Annotated in this window: 15 protein-coding genes; 6 read left to right on the top strand and 9 right to left on the bottom strand. The window is 63.5% G+C overall.

Annotation, left to right across the window (positions count from 1 at the left end):
- Nucleotides 1–282 precede the first annotated feature (282 nt).
- Nucleotides 283–663, bottom strand: coding sequence for a DUF202 domain-containing protein (locus IHE49_RS06970; protein ID WP_192156263.1), 381 nt, complete (start codon nt 661–663; stop codon nt 283–285).
- Nucleotides 664–825: 162 nt separating this feature from the next.
- On the opposite strand from IHE49_RS06970, the gene IHE49_RS06965 reads away from it, so the two are divergent.
- The 6 genes from IHE49_RS06965 (at nt 826) to IHE49_RS06940 (ending at nt 5,513) form a co-directional block, all read left to right on the top strand.
- Nucleotides 826–1,308, top strand: coding sequence for a DUF3455 domain-containing protein (locus IHE49_RS06965; protein ID WP_192156261.1), 483 nt, complete (start codon nt 826–828; stop codon nt 1,306–1,308).
- A 16-nt stretch (nt 1,309–1,324) separates the two neighbouring features.
- Nucleotides 1,325–1,828: a gluconokinase gene (locus IHE49_RS06960; RefSeq protein WP_225578257.1), complete on the top strand. Its 504-nt coding sequence runs from the start codon at nt 1,325–1,327 to the stop codon at nt 1,826–1,828.
- Nucleotides 1,829–2,291: 463 nt separating this feature from the next.
- Entirely contained in the window at nt 2,292–2,912 is a 621-nt protein-coding gene (locus tag IHE49_RS06955; protein WP_192156259.1) for a dihydrofolate reductase family protein, read from the top strand.
- Nucleotides 2,913–2,970: 58 nt separating this feature from the next.
- The gene (locus IHE49_RS06950) at nt 2,971–3,504 is read left to right on the top strand and encodes a dihydrofolate reductase family protein (RefSeq protein WP_192156257.1); all 534 of its coding nucleotides are present in this window, start codon (nt 2,971–2,973) and stop codon (nt 3,502–3,504) included.
- 129 nt (nt 3,505–3,633) lie between these two features.
- Nucleotides 3,634–5,076, top strand: coding sequence for an MFS transporter (locus IHE49_RS06945; RefSeq protein ID WP_192156255.1), 1,443 nt, complete (start codon nt 3,634–3,636; stop codon nt 5,074–5,076).
- Nucleotides 5,073–5,513 (top strand): MarR family transcriptional regulator, encoded by a 441-nt coding sequence (locus tag IHE49_RS06940; protein ID WP_192156253.1) that lies wholly within the window; start codon nt 5,073–5,075, stop codon nt 5,511–5,513. Before IHE49_RS06945 ends, IHE49_RS06940 begins: the two co-directional genes overlap by 4 nt.
- Nucleotides 5,514–5,639: 126 nt before the next feature.
- Here the strand turns inward: IHE49_RS06940 and IHE49_RS06935 are convergent, their stop codons facing one another.
- From IHE49_RS06935 to IHE49_RS06900, 8 genes are all read right to left on the bottom strand, one after another.
- Nucleotides 5,640–6,020 (bottom strand): VOC family protein, encoded by a 381-nt coding sequence (locus IHE49_RS06935; protein WP_192156251.1) that lies wholly within the window; start codon nt 6,018–6,020, stop codon nt 5,640–5,642.
- 323 nt (nt 6,021–6,343) lie between these two features.
- Nucleotides 6,344–6,913: a YdeI/OmpD-associated family protein gene (locus IHE49_RS06930; RefSeq protein ID WP_192156249.1), complete on the bottom strand. Its 570-nt coding sequence runs from the start codon at nt 6,911–6,913 to the stop codon at nt 6,344–6,346.
- Nucleotides 6,914–6,996: 83 nt separating this feature from the next.
- The gene (locus IHE49_RS06925; protein ID WP_192156247.1) at nt 6,997–7,458 is read right to left on the bottom strand and encodes a hypothetical protein; all 462 of its coding nucleotides are present in this window, start codon (nt 7,456–7,458) and stop codon (nt 6,997–6,999) included.
- An 84-nt stretch (nt 7,459–7,542) separates the two neighbouring features.
- A complete protein-coding gene (locus tag IHE49_RS06920; RefSeq protein ID WP_192156245.1) occupies nt 7,543–7,815 on the bottom strand; it encodes a hypothetical protein in 273 nt (90 codons plus the stop codon).
- Between the two features lie 368 nt (nt 7,816–8,183).
- On the bottom strand, nt 8,184–8,846 hold the full coding sequence (locus IHE49_RS06915; protein WP_192156243.1) for a hypothetical protein: 663 nt from the start codon (nt 8,844–8,846) through the stop codon (nt 8,184–8,186).
- A 191-nt stretch (nt 8,847–9,037) separates the two neighbouring features.
- Nucleotides 9,038–11,305 (bottom strand): glycoside hydrolase family 3 C-terminal domain-containing protein, encoded by a 2,268-nt coding sequence (locus IHE49_RS06910; protein WP_192156242.1) that lies wholly within the window; start codon nt 11,303–11,305, stop codon nt 9,038–9,040.
- A gap of 110 nt (nt 11,306–11,415) precedes the next feature.
- Nucleotides 11,416–12,633: a hypothetical protein gene (locus IHE49_RS06905; RefSeq protein WP_225578256.1), complete on the bottom strand. Its 1,218-nt coding sequence runs from the start codon at nt 12,631–12,633 to the stop codon at nt 11,416–11,418.
- A 188-nt stretch (nt 12,634–12,821) separates the two neighbouring features.
- Nucleotides 12,822–16,061, bottom strand: coding sequence for a TonB-dependent receptor (locus IHE49_RS06900; protein ID WP_192156240.1), 3,240 nt, complete (start codon nt 16,059–16,061; stop codon nt 12,822–12,824).
- Between the last annotated feature and the right edge of the window lie 264 nt (nt 16,062–16,325).

Below are 16,325 nucleotides of genomic sequence, written 5' to 3'. Positions count from 1 at the left end.
ACTACGGGCAGGCTGTGTCGAAGGGATTGGATCAACGCCCGGCGACACGACCTGCCATGAGGCCGCATCGCGCCGTATCTGGAAACTGAGGGCCTACACGAAACGGAGGGTCCTCACGCCCGTCATCCCAGCGAAGGCTGGGGTCCAGTGACTGCATGCCCGGGATGGGCGGTCATCGCTACAGAGTGACTTGCTGCGCTCACCCTTTGGGTGCGCCCTACGGGCGTTCTCTGCGCTGCGCAGTTTCCGGCGCAGGGTAATGTTGAGACCGCAAGCAGGCGCTTAGTTCAGGCTGGTGAGCTGGTATCCCACGTACAGCACCAGAAACAGCGCCAGTGCGACCAGCAGCGCCGTCAGCCCACGTTCGACCGTGGTGCCGTGGTACGGGGTTTCGGCTTCGGCCTGGATCAACCGGCAGTTGCGGTAGAAGGTGCGGGTGGCCAGCAGGATCAGCACGGCGCCCAGCAGGATCATGCCCAGGCCCAGCCATTCGGAGGCGCGCATGTGCAGGCCATTGTTCAACACCGCGCCGCGGGTCGTGTAGACGAGGAACACGTCGAAGCGTTCGATCAGGAAACCGAAGCCCATCAGCGACACTGCAGTGCGGATCCAGGCCAGGTAGGTGCGTTCGTTGGCGGAGAGGTCGCTGAAGTAGGGGATCATGGACACTGCCCTTGCAGGAGGTGGAGCCAGTCTAGCCCGCGGGGCCTGGGCGAAGTGCGCTTGCCGGATTGGTGCTTCAATGGCGTTTGCCAAGGCGTGTTCAGTCGCCGGACGCGCTTCGCGCGTGCGATGGAAAACCGTTAGGTCGTAAGGAGACCAGTCATGCGGAATTCGTTGAAGTGTTGCGCCTTGATCGCTGCGGCGTTTGCCGGCTCAGCGCATGCCCAAGAGCTGTCCAAGACTGCCGCCTTCGAAGCGTTCGGCAAGGGCGTGCAGATCTATGCATGCAAGGTTTCCGGCAACACCTATGCATGGGCGTTGAAGGCGCCTGACGCCACATTGTCGGATGCCAAGGGGAAGGTGATCGGCAGGCACTTCGCCGGGCCGAGCTGGCAGGCCAACGACGGCAGCACGGCGGTGGGCGCATCCTTGAACGCCTCGCCTTCGCCCGATGCCGGCGCCATACCGTGGCTGGTGCTGCGGGCCAAATCGCACAAGGGCAGCGGGCTGATGGCATCAGTGCAATACATCGTGCGCGCGCACACCGAAGGTGGCGCAGCGCCTGCTTCGGGTTGCGACGCGGGTCACGCGGGCGCCGAGGCGCGCGTGCCCTACAACGCGGTGTATCTGTTCTTCCGGGGGTGATTCCTTGACGCCCGCAATGCCGACCGTCGTCGTGATGGGTGTTTCCGGCAGCGGCAAGAGTCACGTCGGTGCTGCCCTGGCGCGCGCCTGCGGCGTGGACTTCGTGGAAGGCGACGACCTGCACCCGCCCGCGAACATCGCCAAGATGAGCGCCGGTATTCCGCTGGACGACGCGGATCGCCGACCCTGGCTCGAGGCGATTGCCGCGGCGATCGCGGTGCATCGCGGGCAGGGCGTGGTGGTGGCCTGTTCGGCCCTGCGTCGTATCTATCGAGACCATTTGCGCCAGGCCGATCCGGCGCTGCGCCTGCTCTACCTGCGCGTGCCGCGCGACGAGCTCGCACGCCGCATGGGACGGCGCCGGCATTTCATGCCGCCTGCGTTGCTCGACAGCCAGCTGGCGACATTGGAAGAACCTGCGGCGGACGAGCGTGCCATCGTGCTGGAGGCTGGCGCCGACCTGGCGGTTACGGTTGCATCGGCCACGCAGGCGCTGCGGTCGTCGCTGCGGCCGGCCTGAGAGCCTGCTCACGATCATCCCGATGACTCGCGCGCTTCATCGTGGCTGTCAGTGGTGGCGCGTGGCGCAGTGCCTGCCTGGCTGACAGGTCAAGCCGCGCGTTGCCGCATGGTGACCATGACACCGCAGCCCAAAGGGCCAGATCAGTTTGTCTGCATGCCTGCGTCATCACTCAATCGTGTATGGACGTCCACTCCCTCGTTCTTCCTTCGCCTGCGCGCAAGCGTTCCAGGGGCGGGTCACGGGAGATCGCGCGCAGGCTCCGAGGACATTTCCCTGCCCGAAGCCGCGATCCGGATCGGGACGATTGCATGTGGACGCTCGCCACGGTCAGGCGTTCCAAGGTTTTCCGGTCATGTCGATTTCGGATCCCGTCGTTCGTCGGGATGATGAAGGCCGGCGAATTGGCTTGCCCGCCGATTGATCTGGCCCGTTCCGGATTCCCTGATGCTAGGAGCAAGCGATGAGAAAGTTGATCCTGACCATGGCCACGTCGCTCGACGGTTTTGTCAGCGGCCCCGAGGGCGAAGTCCAATGGATGCTCAACGGCGACCAGGAGGCCATAGCCTGGAAGGTGGAGAACCTGTGGAAGGCCGGACTGATCATCATGGGTAGCCATTCCTTCCGGGATATGGCTCCGTTCTGGCCGACTTCCACCCTGGTGTTCGCGCCGGCGATGAACCGGATCCCCAAGGCGGTCTTTTCGAAACAGGGCCCGGCGGTGTTGGAGCCGGCGATCAAGGCAATCAGGGATGCCCGGGCCCAGGTCGACGATGCCAGGCAACTTCAGCCCGGCGCTGAAAGCTGGACCGAGGCCTACGTGGCCAGCGGCGATCTTGCCCAGGAAGTCGCCAGGCTGAAGGCCCAGGATGGCAAACCGATCGTCGCCCTCGGAGGAGCCGCCTTCGCGCGCAGCCTTATCGCCCACAAGTTGGTCGACGAATTGGCCCTGATGGTTCATCCGATCGCGTTGGGCAAAGGCAGGCCGATCTTCTCCGACTTGCCTGCGCCGCTGCCGCTTGGGCTGGTCAGCTCGAAGGCCTTTCCGCTCGGTGCGGTGCTGCAGGTCTATCGGCCGGTCTGAATACGTCCCAGACATCAATCAGCCTGCATACGCCTTGGTGTCCGCACGGGGGTCTCTCATGGCGAAGTTTGTAACCGAAATGAACCAGTCGCTGGATGGCTATATCGACCACCAGGCGTTCGGGCCGCCCGATGCGGCGCTCTTTCGCCACTTCACGGAACGAGTGCGCAACCTGACGGGCATGCTGTACGGCAGCCGCATGTACGAAGTCATGCGCTATTGGGACGAAGACTCGCCCGATTGGGACGCGGACGAACGCGACTATGCGGCGGCATGGCAGCGCAAGCCGAAATGGGTCGTGTCGCGCTCGTTGGAGTCGGTCGGATCCAATGCCTCCCTCATTTCCGCTGACGTCGAGACGGCGGTGCGGCGACTGAAGGCCGAGCTTGCCGGCGAAGTCGAGGTCGCCGGCTCGGAACTGGCGCGGAGCCTGGCCGAGCTTGGTCTCATCGATGAATATCGAATCTATCTGCACCCCATCGTGGTTGGCCATGGCAAGCCGTTCTTCGCCGGTCGGCGCTCGCGTTTGCGTCTGGTGGCCAGCGATTTGATCGTCGGTGACGTGATCCGGTTGACGTACGCTCCTGCCTGATCGCGCGCGGGCGAGGCCGGTGCAGCTGATCAGGATCGGGGCGAAGGCGAGGGTCGCCAGCGCCTTGGGTCATCTCGTAGCGCAGATTTAATAGTTGACTAAAAACAATTGTTGAAAAACAATAGTTGAATGAATACAACTATTGCTGCCGGCCATCGGGCCGAAACCCACCCGAACTTCATCCTCGGCATCTGCTGCCTGAGCCTTTTGATGGTGGCCATGGACGCCACCATCGTGAACGTCGCGCTGCCTTCGATCCGGCACGATCTGGCTGCCTCGATCTCCGGGCTGCAATGGGTGATCGATGCCTACACCCTGGTGGTAGCGAGCCTGCTCATGCTGGCCGGGTCGATGGCCGATCGCTTCGGGCGGCGCCGCGTGTTCCTCTCGGGCATGGCGCTGTTCATGCTCGGCTCGCTGTTGTGCAGCGTCGCACCGAACATCCACGGACTGGTCGCGTTCCGCATCGTCCAGGCACTGGGCGCCACGATGCTCAACCCGGTGGCCATGTCGATCATCGCCAACACGTTCCACGAGCCCAAGGCCAGGGCGCGCGCCATCGGCATCTGGGGCGCGGTGGCCGGCGTGTCGATGGCAATCGGTCCCGTGATCGGTGGCGCACTGACCGAGAGCGTCGGCTGGCGTTCGATTTTCTGGGTGAACCTGCCTGTGGGCGCCGCGGCGATGGTGCTGGCGATGCGCTACATCCCGGAATCGAAGGCGCCGCGTCCGCGCCGCGTCGATCCGGTCGGGCAACTGCTCGTGTTCGCTTTGCTGGCGAGCGTGACCTATGCGGTCATCGAAGGTCACCAGGCGGGGTGGGGCTCGACGACGATCATCGGCTTCTTCACCGCGGCCGCGCTTTCGCTGGTCGCCTTGCTCGTCTACGAGCCGCGCCGTCGCGAACCGCTGATCGATGTGCGCTTTTTCAGGAGCGCACCATTCAGCGGCGCGACCCTGATCGCGGTGTGCAGCTTCTCCGCGTTCTCCGGCTTCCTCTTCCTCAACGCGCTTTATCTGCAGGAAGTGCGGGGGCTATCGGCCTTCCACACCGGCCTGTGCACGCTGCCGCTCGCCCTGGCAACCATTCTCTGCTCGCCATTTTCCGGGAGACTCATTGGCACGTACGGGACGCGACCGTCCTTGCTCGTTTCCGGCATGGCCACCATTGCCAGCGCGCTGCTGATGACACAGCTGACGGCAACGACGCCGTTGCCGCTGCTCTTGCTGACCTACGCTATCTTCGGCGTCGGCTTCGGCATGGTGAATGCACCCATCACCAATACGGCGGTATCCGGCATGCCTAAGGCGCAGGCCGGTCTCGCCGCGGCCGTGGCATCCACCAGCCGGCAGATCGGCGCGTCGCTCGGCGTGGCACTCGCCGGCACCATCCTTGGCGCGCATATCCATGAAGGTTTCGCGGAGGCATCGCATCCCTTCTGGTGGCTCATCACCGGCGGCGGGATCATCGTGTTGCTGCTTGGTTGGCTGTCCAGCACGCGCTGGGCGCACGAGACGACGCGCCACGCGGCACACTTGCTGGAAGAAACGCCGGCTGGAGCGACCGCATGATCCGACACACCAGCGGTGGCAGCGAGGCCGATGCCCTCTGGCAGTTGATGGTCGGTCTGGTGTGGGAAACGCGCCGCGAATGGCGGCGCAAAGTGGGCGAGGCCACCGGATTGCCCTTCAGCCGCGTGCGCATCCTGTGGCGGCTGGAAGAGGCGCCCATGACCCTGAAGCAGATCGCCGATGACACCGGCAGCGATGCGCCGGCCACCACGGTGGCGGTGAACGACCTGGAGGGCCGCGGCCTCGTCGAGCGGCAGCCGCACCCGGAAAGCCGGCGCGCGAAACTGGTGTCACTCACACGTACGGGACGACAGATCGTCGACCGGATCCACAGCACCGTGCGCGACGACGCTCCGGCGGCCTTCCAGGCGCTCTCCAAGACCGACCTCGCACATCTTCGCCGCATCCTGGAGCGGATTGATCGCAGCGAACGCTGAAGCCGGCAACATCGATTTCGAGAGATGACGCGCGGTGAGTTGTTCCGCCACTCAAGCGTGGGCGCTGCATGCCCGGACGCAAACCGTCTTTAGGGACTCGATGCGCTTATCTGACGGGCAAGAGACCTAGTCCCAGCGATTGGCGTTTTTGGGAAATCCCGGGCGCTGCACACGCACCACGCAGAATCGTTGCCCGGTGGGAGCCTGCATCACCACCCAACGTTCAAGGCGGCTGACGACCGTGGCGCCCAGCTTTTCCAGACGAAGCACCTCTGCAGGAATGTCATCCGTCTCAATGTCGATGTGCACCCTGCTCTCGTGGGTGACGCGTTGAATTTGCACGATGGGCTCGTCGGGTGGCGTCTCCAGCATGCGGTAGTTGCCGCGCGTACCCGGATGATCGGGATCTATGGGGCGTCCCAATGCTTCGGCCCAGAAGCCCGCGGCCTCATCTACATCGGGAACATTGCAATCGATGAGCACGGCACAGAGTCTGGAATGGTGCATATGCTTGGTTGCCTCTTGGTGAGAAACGCAATGCCTGCCATGTCGATCATGCCCACTTCCGTGCGGTTGGCTATGCAATCTTGCACACCATGCCTCCCAATCAGCATCCTCTTTGGATCGGCAGGGACCTTGACAGGCTTGCTGACATTCTTGCTGTGCATGCCGATGAAATTGATCACTTGAACCTGTCGGTCATGATCGGCTCGCCGGCACTCTGATCCGCATGGCACGCGGGCTCGAATTGGCCAAGGGCGGACGGTCAACGCCGGGGTTCAGGTGACGCCGAAGGCGTTCACCTTGAATGCATTGTCAGGCCACTGGCGCTACGGGTGAATTTTTTTGCCATTGGCCAGCATTTCGATGAACCCAGCAATTTTTTTGGCGCGGGTTTCTGCCTTTTTGACATTCTGAATCCTGAACAAAATGGCATATCGGTTCTGACTGTCTAGTGTTGCAAAAAATGCCTTAGCCTTTTTATTGGCCTCAAGGGCTTGTTGCAAGTCGTCAGGGACGATAGATGTACTCGCTGATGAATATGCCGCATCCCAGCGTCCATCTTGCTTGGCTCGCTCGATCTCGCGCAGTCCAGTAGGATGCATTCTTCCCGCGGTGATTAGGATTTCAGCTTTTGCCTTGTTGATCTTGGACCAGATGCTTTTTGCTGTTCTAGGCGTGAATCGTTGCAGCCAATGGTGTTCATTTTCCGCTTTCTTCTGACCGTCAATCCAGCCGTGACAAAGAGCGCTCTCGACTGCCTCGGCATAGGAGATCGTTGGTCGCTCGGCAGTTTTTTTTGCCAGGCGAAGCCAGGCGCCCGCTGCGGAGCTTCCGTTGAGCTCAAGCCAGGACTCCCACTCTGCTTGACTTGAAAAGGTAAGTGTCGGATCGCTCATGGAGTTCTTGTGAGGAGCCTAACGCTTGAGTTAAGCGGCACCGGAGGCGTCCGCCTCGGACGAGTTGTTAGACAGCAGCATGGCTAGTAACCATCCGCAATGATTGTGAGGACCATGCCACCCATCTTTTGGTCAGATTCGAAGCGAATGGTCATGTTGCTGCCACGCTGCGGTGTGCCGAAGTAAAAAGAAACGTCTAAAGCTTCCAAGGCTAGATCATGTTGGCCAAAGCGTGTGCCTGGCAACAGGCAGGCCAAAGCCTGTCTTGCGTTGTCGCCAGCAAATTCCACAGCGCCATTTTTTGAAAGGTAGCTACAAACGGCGTGGCCCGGTGCATAGCCTCGATCGAAACACCGCGTGAAGGCACCTATGGCTTTGGGATTGCCATCCTTGAAGTCCGCGAGCCAAGACGTGTGGAATTCGATGCTCTCGGTTTGACCTTTCTGTACCGACGCGGCGAATGCACGGAAAGATGCGCATGGTGATGCCGGTTCCGGTGTCGCCCGCATTGCAGGCGGCACAAAGAACAGAAATGGAACTATCAAGATTACGGAGTTCCGCATCTGCTGCCTAACGCAGGAGTTAAGCGGCGGCAAAGCCGCCCGCCTTGAACGAATTGTTAGCCACTGTCACTTGATGCGTGTAGCTGCTGCGATCTCGTTATCGTCTGTGTCGATGAGTTTGTCGTCACACGCGACTATGTTAGTGGTGGGGAGCCAGAGCGCAGTATCGACTTGATCAGCTGGGTCGATCTCCCATACGGAGCCGTCTTCAAGTACGACGATAGCGCCGTCAGAGGATACAGACTGAACCCAGTGTCCATCCTCGCAATTGGCATGCGCCGATCCGGTTGCGAGCACAAGCGTGGCTGCTGTCGCAAACAATAAGCCGAGTCGCTTCATGGCTTTCCCCCTTGCGGCTAACGCCTCAGTAAAGCCTCGATTCGCCAATATGCATGGGATGTTCAGCGCCCGTCGTCCCCTTCCTTCGCCTAAATCCTACACGAGATCAAGTCTTTACCCCATGCGCCGGTATCGGCATCGTGCGTTACGCAGCACGCAATCTTTTTTCCCTGGTGCCATGTCTTATCCGTCCCAATCTGCAGGGATGTCCGGACGGACTTTTCCAAAGTTGACCCTGTCAGCTTGGCGCGAGATGGTCTCTTGCGCAGGTTACGCCAGGGCAAAAAGAGTATTTGGCGTTTTTTAGGTCACTCTGAATCCTGACTACGGCAAGCTTGATGCCCTCGCATCGCGCCCCCCGCTCGTGCTCAATGCGTTCTTGGCGGCGGCGGTGGCGCCGGTACGGGCGGCAGTGGCCCCTTGATACGTGGAATGATCCGCTCGAGGGTGGCCGCCTGCACGCTGTCTAGATCGAAGAAACGCAACGTGGCGCCACTCGGGCGGAGTGCCGCGAAGACGCGATCCTTGTCGGCGGCGGATCCCATGAACATGAGCGTGGCGCCTTTGGCCCAGTTTGGCGGTGCGTGCTTGAAGCTATTGATCATTGTGTCCGCGGTGACGCGTGAGCTTGGTCCGCCCAAGGCCAGGATGGCGCCAGGCTGCAGCCGTCGGCCGGCAATCCAGTCTTTGAAGACGTTGTTTGCGCGCTCGCGCAAACCCACACTCATTTCGCTGCGGCCGACCAGCACGGGCCACGCGCCCGGCCATACCGTCGGCGATACGTAGCGCTGGAAAACCGCCCGGACGAAGTCGAACCATTGGTCGTCGGCGTCGTCGTTCGTCGGCCGCGACACTGTGATCAATAGCTTGTACGGAGCCTCATTCGTGTAAGTGACGTTAGGCCCTGGGTAATAGGTGTTCGCTACGCCATCTGTGCCTTGCGACGCGGCAGTCGACGCCAACAGGGCGCTCGCGACCACGACGCCCATCCATGCCCATTGCCGTCGCCGCGAATGCGTCAGCGTACCCATGTCCGTTCTTTTCATGAGGCGTTTCCCTTCGATCGCACATCGATGATGCGCCCAACGCTCATCAGCGACAGGCGCATCTCTGTTCCGAATTTTACTTTAACGCCCGACAGACAAAGTCTGCCTTGAACCGTAGGCAGACCTAAGGAGCTCGCTAGCAACTCGAAAGTTGCCAGAAGCGTTGAAGATACGCGTCAGGGCGCGCCGCTTGCCACGCAAGGCTGCGCCGTCCCGACCGGCGATGCATCCGCAGCCCAGCTCGCCGCTGGCAACGCCACCTTGCCATCGCCCTGGAACGACGTCGCCGAATGCCCCAGCTGCAGCTGGTAATCGCCTGCGGGCTGTTGCCAGTGCTGGCTCTTGCGGTCGAAGTCCACCAGCAGGCGCGGATCGGCGGTCACCGTCAGGTGTGCGGACTGGCCGGGTTTGAGGTCGACGCGGCACCAGCCGGCCAATCGACGCACTTCGTTCGGGCCGGGCAGGGTGACGTAGAGCTGCGGCACGTCCACGCCCGCGCGCGTGCCACGGTTGGTCACGGTGAACGAAGCGGTGACCTTGCCGTTCGCCACACGCGGTGCAAAGCCGCTGTAATCGAAGTGCGTGTAGGCGAGGCCGTAGCCGAACGGGAACAGTGGCTCAAGATGCTTGCGCTGGTACCAGCGGTAGCCCACGTCGGCGCCTTCGACGTTGTAGTCCACGTCCTGTGCCGGTTGGCCTTGCGGCGGCTGGCCCATGGAGGTGAGCACGGCGCCGGGGATTTTCGGGCGCGGCAGTTGCGATTCGTCGCGCGGCCAGGTCAGCGGCAGGCGACCGGACGGATCGACTTCGCCGTAGAGCAGGCGCGCGATGGCCTCGCCGCCGGCTGCGCCTGGGTACCACGCTTCCAGCACCGCGCCGACCTTGGCCAGCCAGGGCATGGCCACCGGGCCGTTGTTCTCCAGCACCACGATGGTGTGCGGGTTGGCCTTGGCCACGGCTTCGACCAGCGCGTCCTGGTTGCCGGGCAGGGTCAGGTGCGGCGTGTCGACACTTTCCGCCGCCCACTGCTCCACGAATACCACCGCGACCTTGGCTTGCGCAGCCAGCTTTGCGGCGGCGGCGATGTCGTCGCCGCTGGCGTAGCTCACCGTGCCGCGTGCACGCTGCTGGATCGCCGCCAACGGCGCGGAGGGCTGGTAGATGCGTGGGCCGGGCCAGTCGGTGGGTGCAAGGCCAGGCACCGCGTTGCCTTGCGGCGACTGCACTGCGGAGGAACCGCCACCGGTCAGCACGCCCTTGTCGGCGTGGGCGCCGATCACCGCCACGGATTGCGCAGCGGACAGCGGCAGCAGTGCGTCCTGGTTGCGCAGCAGTACCGCGCCGGCTTCCTCGGCGCGTTGCGCCACCTTGCGGTCGGCGCCGAAATCGATGGCTGCCTGCTTGGCCGGATGGTCGATGGCGCCAGTCGCGAACAGGCTGCGCAGGATGCGCCGCGCCATGTCGTCGATGCGCGACTGCGGCACCTCGCCGGAAGTCACTGCGGCGCGCAGCGGTTTGTCGAAATACACCTCCTTGTCGAAGGTCTCGCCGGCCGATTCCTGGTCCAGGCCGGCCAGCGCGGATTTAGCGGCGCTGTGTACGGCGCCCCAGTCCGACATCACGAAGCCGGGGTAGTGCCAATCGCGCTTCAGCACGTCGTTGAGCAGCCAGTCGTTCTCGCAGGCGTAGACCGCATTGACGCGGTTGTAGGAGCACATCACCGAGCCCGGATGGCCGGCCGCAATGGCGATCTCGAAGGCGAGCAGGTCGGACTCGCGGGCGGAGGCCTTGTCGATGTTCGCGCTTACCGCGTTGCGGTTGGTCTCGAGGTCGTTGAACGCGTAATGCTTGATGGTGGAAACGAGGTGCTGGCTCTGGATGCCGGCGATGGCATTGCCGGCGATCTGGCCAGCCAGCAGCGGATCCTCGCCCGCGTATTCGAAATTGCGGCCGTTGCGCGGATCGCGCACCAGGTCCACACCGCCTGCCAGCATGACGTTGAAGCCGCGGCGATGTGCCTCGCTGCCGATCATCGCGCCGCCGGCATAGGCCACGGTCGGGTCGAAGCTGGCGGCCGTCGCCAGGCCGGAAGGCAGCGCGGTGGCACCGAGCTTCAACGGCTTGGCCACGCCGAGTCCGGCATCGCTTTCCTGGATGCCGGGGAGGCCCAGACGCGCGATCGCCGGGCCGTAGCCGGCGGACCCCAATGCGCCCGGAGCCATGACGTGGCCGTTCTCGGTGTCGCCGAAATCGACGCGGATCAGGCGGAACTTCTCGTCCTGAGTCATCGCCTTCAGCACCAGCTCGGCCCGCTGGTCGGGCGACAGTCGGGGATTCATCCACGGGCGCGCGTCGCTGCCTGCGGTCGCCGCCGCGCAGGTGCCGCCGAATGCCAGCAGCGCCATGCCGATGAAGGAGGCTATGCGAGTCTTGTGAAGTGCCATGACGTTCCCTTCGGGTTGCAAAAAAATCAGGTTGGAAGCACGCGCATCGCAGGTGCGGGACGACAGGCATGGTGCACGATTTCCGGTGCGCCCGCCCATGGACGGCAAGCTCATGGTTTTGGCAGATACGGATTGCGATTGGACGCGGCGATCACGGCCCATGCCGTCGCGGCGAGGCACGGCCGGTGGTAGTAGTAGGAATACAGCGCGGTGATGCGCGGCTTTGGCGTGGCGTACAGGAAGCCGCCCGATGAGGTTTGTTGCGCGACCGACGCAAGCAGCACGTCCGCCTTGGCTTCGTCGCCGGTCCAGCGGTAGGTGAGCGCGGCCTGCGCGGTGCCTTCCGTCCATATCCCGTCGCGGACGTCGGTGAAATCGAAGCCGCCTTCGACGGCATGCATGCGCTCGACCCAGGCCAGCGCGCGCTGCCACGTCTTCGGCGCTTCCGGCAGCAGTTGCGCCCAGAGTTGCACGTCGAGGGCGGAGGGTGAGCGCAGCGGCGTCGCGCCATCGCCCTCGGTGCCCGTCCAGAAGTGCCCGCTCGCGGCATCCCACTGCGCAACCACAAAAGCCCGGGCGTTGCGCGCCTGTGTGTTCCAGTCGTTTCCCGGTGCGGAGATCCGCTGCAGCCATTCGAACATCGCGGCAAGATCGATGTTGTGCTCGGTCGATTTCCATGCCGCCTGCCGCGGCACCAGCAGGAAGGACTCGACGCCGCCATAGAATCCAGCCGCGTCGTGCGGGTCCGCAGCGTGGACGACGACCCAGTCGGCAAGATGTACGGCGGCATCGCGCCAGCGCACTTCGCCGGTGGCGTCGTGCAGTGCCAGAAGTGCCAGCGCAGTCCATGCGATGTTTCCGCACGATGTGCCGTCCTGATACGCGCCGGCGTATTGGTGCGCAGCGTCGACCCAATGCTTCTGCCGGGCGTCCCACCATCCATTCGGCAAGGGCTTGTCGCCTTCGACGGGACCGGCGCGATACGCATCGCGCAGTCGCGTGTCGTTCACTGCGGCGAGGCGCAATGCCTCGCCGATGCGTTCCGCCTCAGGCTGCCTGTGGCATGCGAGCAGGGCGATGACGGCAAGCGCGTTGTCATAGGTGAACGCCGCCGTGCGGATGGGCGAAAGGGCAGGGGCGCCTTGCCCGCGCCGGTTGTCGTAACTGCGCAGCAGTACCGGGGTGTTGCCCGGCAGCGCATCCACGCGCGCAGCGATGGCATCGCAACCGGCGCGTGCGCGAGACTCGATCCGTGCGGTCGGAGAACCTGCGCCCGCGGCTGGCGTCGACGCCGCAGCTTCCGCGCGGACGGGCGATATCGAAGACATGGCAAGCGCCAGGCAGGCGGCGCTCCCGGCCAGCCAGCGTCGCCGTGCCTGGTCGGATCCGGTTGCAACGAATTCGATGATCGCCATGTTGACCCAAGCGGAGGGGCGCAGCCGCGCTGCTGTTTCATCCCGTCGTCATGGCGCATGCCTGGGCATGCGCCATGACGGGGCTTGCCGGGCGCACTTCGTCAGAAGCTTGCGCGCAAGCTGAGGTTGTAGCGGGTGTCGTCGCGGAAGAAGCCCTTGGGTACTTCCAGGCCGTCCGTGTTTACGATTTCGCTGGTCTTGAACGTGGAGTTCAGGATGTTGGCCGCCTGCAGCGAGATCTTGACGTGGTCGTTGAGCGCATAGATCAGCGAAGCGTCCAACTGGCCCTGCGAATCGGCCATCACCGGCAGGAACGGATAGTCCGCCTCCTGGCCCGTGATCAGGAAGGCCGAGCGCCAGTTGTAGGCGAGACGTGCGGACAGCGGGCCCTTCTCGTAATACACGGTGAAGTTGTAGGTGTCGCGGGACAGTTCGGACGGCGGCAGCTTGAGCTGATTGACGCACTGCGTGGGTGCCACGTAACCGGAGGGGCAGTAGTCGACCACGCCGAAACCCAGCCCGTGCGGCTTGATGTAGGTGTAGTTCATCTGCGTGCCGAAACCGGACAACCAGCCGGGCAGGAAATCGTATTTCTGCTGGTAGGCCAGTTCCAGGCCGCCCACGCTGCCCTTCTGGTCGAGGTTGGCGAGGCCCGCCGTATACTGCTCCGGGAAGCTCACGCCATTGTTCGTCACCGTGGTGTCGACCACGTTGGTGATGTACTGGATGGTGTTGTTCAACTGCTTCCAGAACAGCGTGCCGGACAGGGAGCCGACGTTGCCGAAATACCACTCCTGGGTCAGGTCGAAGTTGTGCGCCGTGATGGGCGTGAGGTAGGGGTTCGCGCCGGTATAGCCATTCGACAGGGTCGGTGCCGTGCTGCCGTTGGTGCCGTAGGGCAACAGCCCGCTGATCGTCTGCCCGGCCTGCAACTGGTTGAGCGTCGGCCGGTAGATCGACTCGGAGAACGCGAAGCGGGTGACGAGGTCACTGGTCCAGCCGATGGCCAGGTTGAAGCTGGGCAGCCAGTTGCCGTAGGAATGGCTGGCTGTGATCGGCGTGTACGCGCCGTTGGCGAAGCTCACGTACTGCTGTTGCTGCGCAGGTGTCAGCGCGCAGAACGTGCCCGGCTGCGGCGCCGGGCCGCTCGCGCTCTGCTGGCAATACTCCGCGATGGTCTTGCCATTGAGCGTCTGGTTCATGTTCGGCAGCAGCAGGAAGCCCGAGGCCTCGTCCTGCGTATGCACGTAGCGCAGGCCGATGTTGCCGCTGATCTGGATGCCGCTGAGGAAATCGGTGTTGTCGTTGCCGAAGTTCAGGCGCAGGTAGGCGGCGTTGGTCTTTTCCTCGTTGGAGGCGATTTCCTGCGGCAGGTAATACGTGCCCGGCACGAAGACGTCGCCTGCCACGTACTGCTCGCGCTGGAAGTTGGTGTAGTACGGGCCGCCGGCCATGCCGGGATTCATCGCGAACCATTGCTGGTTGATCTGCTGCATCACGCTGGCCGCTTGCTGGAACTGCGTGAGCGGATTCAGGTTGAAGTAGGGCGCGACGATGCCGAAGTTGCCGCCGCTGAAGGCCGGCAGGTTGACGTTGTATGGGGCGACGTCGCCGGGCGTGTTGGCCGCGGTCACCACGCTGATCCCCGGGCTCGGCGAGCTGACGGCCTCGTAGTTGTAATCCGAGTTCTGCACCACCTCGCTCTGGTCGGAGTGGCGGACGCCGAACTGGAGGTTGTCCAGGAAACCCTTGTCGATGTCGAAGGTGCCGTCCAGGCGGAAGGTGCGCTGGTTGCCCCAGGAATGCTCCTCGTGGTCCTGCGCCGCCGCCCAGTAGGTGTTGTTGGGATTGCCGAAGTACTGCGCCGTCGTTTCGTTGGGGTCCGGCGAGAGAATGCTGATGCTGGGCACGTTGTTGCCGTGCAGGGCAATGTCCCAGTTCGCCATGGTCAACTGGCGGATGTAGTAATAGAAGTTGTCGTAGGTGGAATTGGTGTCCTGCGCATCGGCGCTCAGGTGCAACCGGTCGGTGACGTTCCACTTCAGGTTGAAGCTGTAGTCGTTGGTGACGTAGCGGTTGCGGTATGCCGTGCTGTCGAGCTGCGTCGGCAGGCCGCCATACGTGGACGGGTAGTTGTACGCACTGGGCAACGCCGTGACGATGCCCGACTGGAACACGCCCTGCGAATTGAACGTGGGGTAGGTGCCTGCCAGCGGGATGTCGCACTGGTTGGGATCCGACCAGGCGCAACCGTCCGTGGAAGCCTGCAGGGTGTGCTCGTAGGCGGTTTCCGTGTCCGAAGCGCGATCCCATTCCAGCGTGGCCTGCAAGGCCTTGTCCGGGCTTTCCCACTGCGCCGCGAACACGCTGCCGAAGCGCGTGCTGGTTTCGTCCTGGGTACGCAGGTCGCCGCCGATCGGCACGTAGGCGTATTGACCGGGCGCCAGGCCGGGGAAGTCATCGTTGCGCGAGCCCGGCAGCGTGCAGCCGTTGCAGCGTCGCTGGAAATCGACCAGCGAGATCGCGTTGTCGGCCTGGTCGATGCGGTCGTAGGCGATGTTGCCCAGCACGCCGAAACGGCCGATGTCGGTATCCCAGTTGTGGCTGAGCAGGCCGGAGATCTGCGGCGTGCCCTTCTTGTCGAGGCTGCCCCAGTAATTGCCGACCGTGATGGAGGCCTGCGTGTCCTTGCTGCTGTCGAAGGGTTTACGCGTATTGAGATCGATCGAGCCGGCGATGCCGCCTTCGAGCATGTCCGCCGTCTGGTTCTTGCTCACCACCACCGAACCGATAAGCTCCGGCGACACCGTGGAGAAGTTCAGCCCCTGGCCGCCGCCGGCGGAAAACACCGAGCGGCCGTTGAACAGCGTGCTGGTGTAGGGCAGGCCTTGCAGGCTGATGTCGGAACCCTGGATGGAGAAGTGATCCGGATCGGCCGCGACGCCGAAGGCGCTCACGGCCACGCCCGGCACGCGCTGCAACGCCTCGGTGACCGAGGTGTCGGGCAGGGAGCCGGCGTCCTGCGCCGAGATCGCATCGACCACCGTGTCGGCATAACGCTTGATTTCCTGCGCGCGGTTCAAGCTGCCCGAGTAACCGTTGACGGTCATGCCGGTGAGTTGCTTCGCTTCCTTTTCGCTGGCCGTCGTGGTGGCGTCCTTTTTCTTGTCCGCAGTCTTGGCGTCCTTCGCCGCAGCAGGGGCGGTGGGCGCGGTCTGGTCGGTGGTCTGCGGCGCGGGCTGTGTGGCTTGCGCGTGCGATGGGCCAGCCGCAAACAAGGTCGCCGCGATCGCGAAAGGCAGCAGGCGCAGTTGGTTGACGTTGCCTGCATGCGAATGCATGGACTGCTTCTTCACTTCGATATCTCCCCAATGTTCAGTGAATGTCCGGCCGGCGCGTGTTCGTCCCCTCGCTGCCCGGCGTGTTCCGTCTGCGGCCCGGAATTCAGGCCGCTTCGCCTTCGGCCGCTGGTCGGCAAACCGGATCAAGCCTGCATGCCACGGCGGCCGTTGCGGCCAAGCGGGGAGCGATCGCATTCGCGAATGCGTGCGGCAGCGCAATTGCTGCGGCACGTCGCGGCGATCGCCGGCTGAACACCTTCCCCT

This window comes from Rhodanobacter sp. 7MK24 (genome assembly GCF_014842995.1).
Taxonomy (GTDB): Bacteria; Pseudomonadota; Gammaproteobacteria; order Xanthomonadales; family Rhodanobacteraceae; genus Rhodanobacter_A.
Note: the sequence above shows the minus strand (reverse complement) of the source record. Positions and strands in the feature narration are given on the sequence as shown.

Bases quoted from the DNA above. Each gene is read 5' to 3' on its own strand.
- IHE49_RS06965 (WP_192156261.1), top strand. From the start codon at position 826: ATGCGGAATTCGTTGAAGTGTTGCGCCTTGATCGCTGCGGCGTTTGCC.
- IHE49_RS06900 (WP_192156240.1), bottom strand. From the start codon at position 16,061: ATGCATTCGCATGCAGGCAACGTCAACCAACTGCGCCTGCTGCCTTTC.
- IHE49_RS06945 (WP_192156255.1), top strand. From the start codon at position 3,634: ATGAATACAACTATTGCTGCCGGCCATCGGGCCGAAACCCACCCGAAC.
- IHE49_RS06940 (WP_192156253.1), top strand. From the start codon at position 5,073: ATGATCCGACACACCAGCGGTGGCAGCGAGGCCGATGCCCTCTGGCAG.
- IHE49_RS06930 (WP_192156249.1), bottom strand. From the start codon at position 6,913: ATGAGCGATCCGACACTTACCTTTTCAAGTCAAGCAGAGTGGGAGTCC.
- IHE49_RS06960 (WP_225578257.1), top strand. From the start codon at position 1,325: ATGCCGACCGTCGTCGTGATGGGTGTTTCCGGCAGCGGCAAGAGTCAC.
- IHE49_RS06950 (WP_192156257.1), top strand. From the start codon at position 2,971: ATGGCGAAGTTTGTAACCGAAATGAACCAGTCGCTGGATGGCTATATC.
- IHE49_RS06905 (WP_225578256.1), bottom strand. From the start codon at position 12,633: ATGTCTTCGATATCGCCCGTCCGCGCGGAAGCTGCGGCGTCGACGCCA.
- IHE49_RS06970 (WP_192156263.1), bottom strand. From the start codon at position 663: ATGATCCCCTACTTCAGCGACCTCTCCGCCAACGAACGCACCTACCTG.
- IHE49_RS06935 (WP_192156251.1), bottom strand. From the start codon at position 6,020: ATGCACCATTCCAGACTCTGTGCCGTGCTCATCGATTGCAATGTTCCC.
- IHE49_RS06955 (WP_192156259.1), top strand. From the start codon at position 2,292: ATGAGAAAGTTGATCCTGACCATGGCCACGTCGCTCGACGGTTTTGTC.
- IHE49_RS06920 (WP_192156245.1), bottom strand. From the start codon at position 7,815: ATGAAGCGACTCGGCTTATTGTTTGCGACAGCAGCCACGCTTGTGCTC.
- IHE49_RS06915 (WP_192156243.1), bottom strand. From the start codon at position 8,846: ATGGGTACGCTGACGCATTCGCGGCGACGGCAATGGGCATGGATGGGC.
- IHE49_RS06910 (WP_192156242.1), bottom strand. From the start codon at position 11,305: ATGGCACTTCACAAGACTCGCATAGCCTCCTTCATCGGCATGGCGCTG.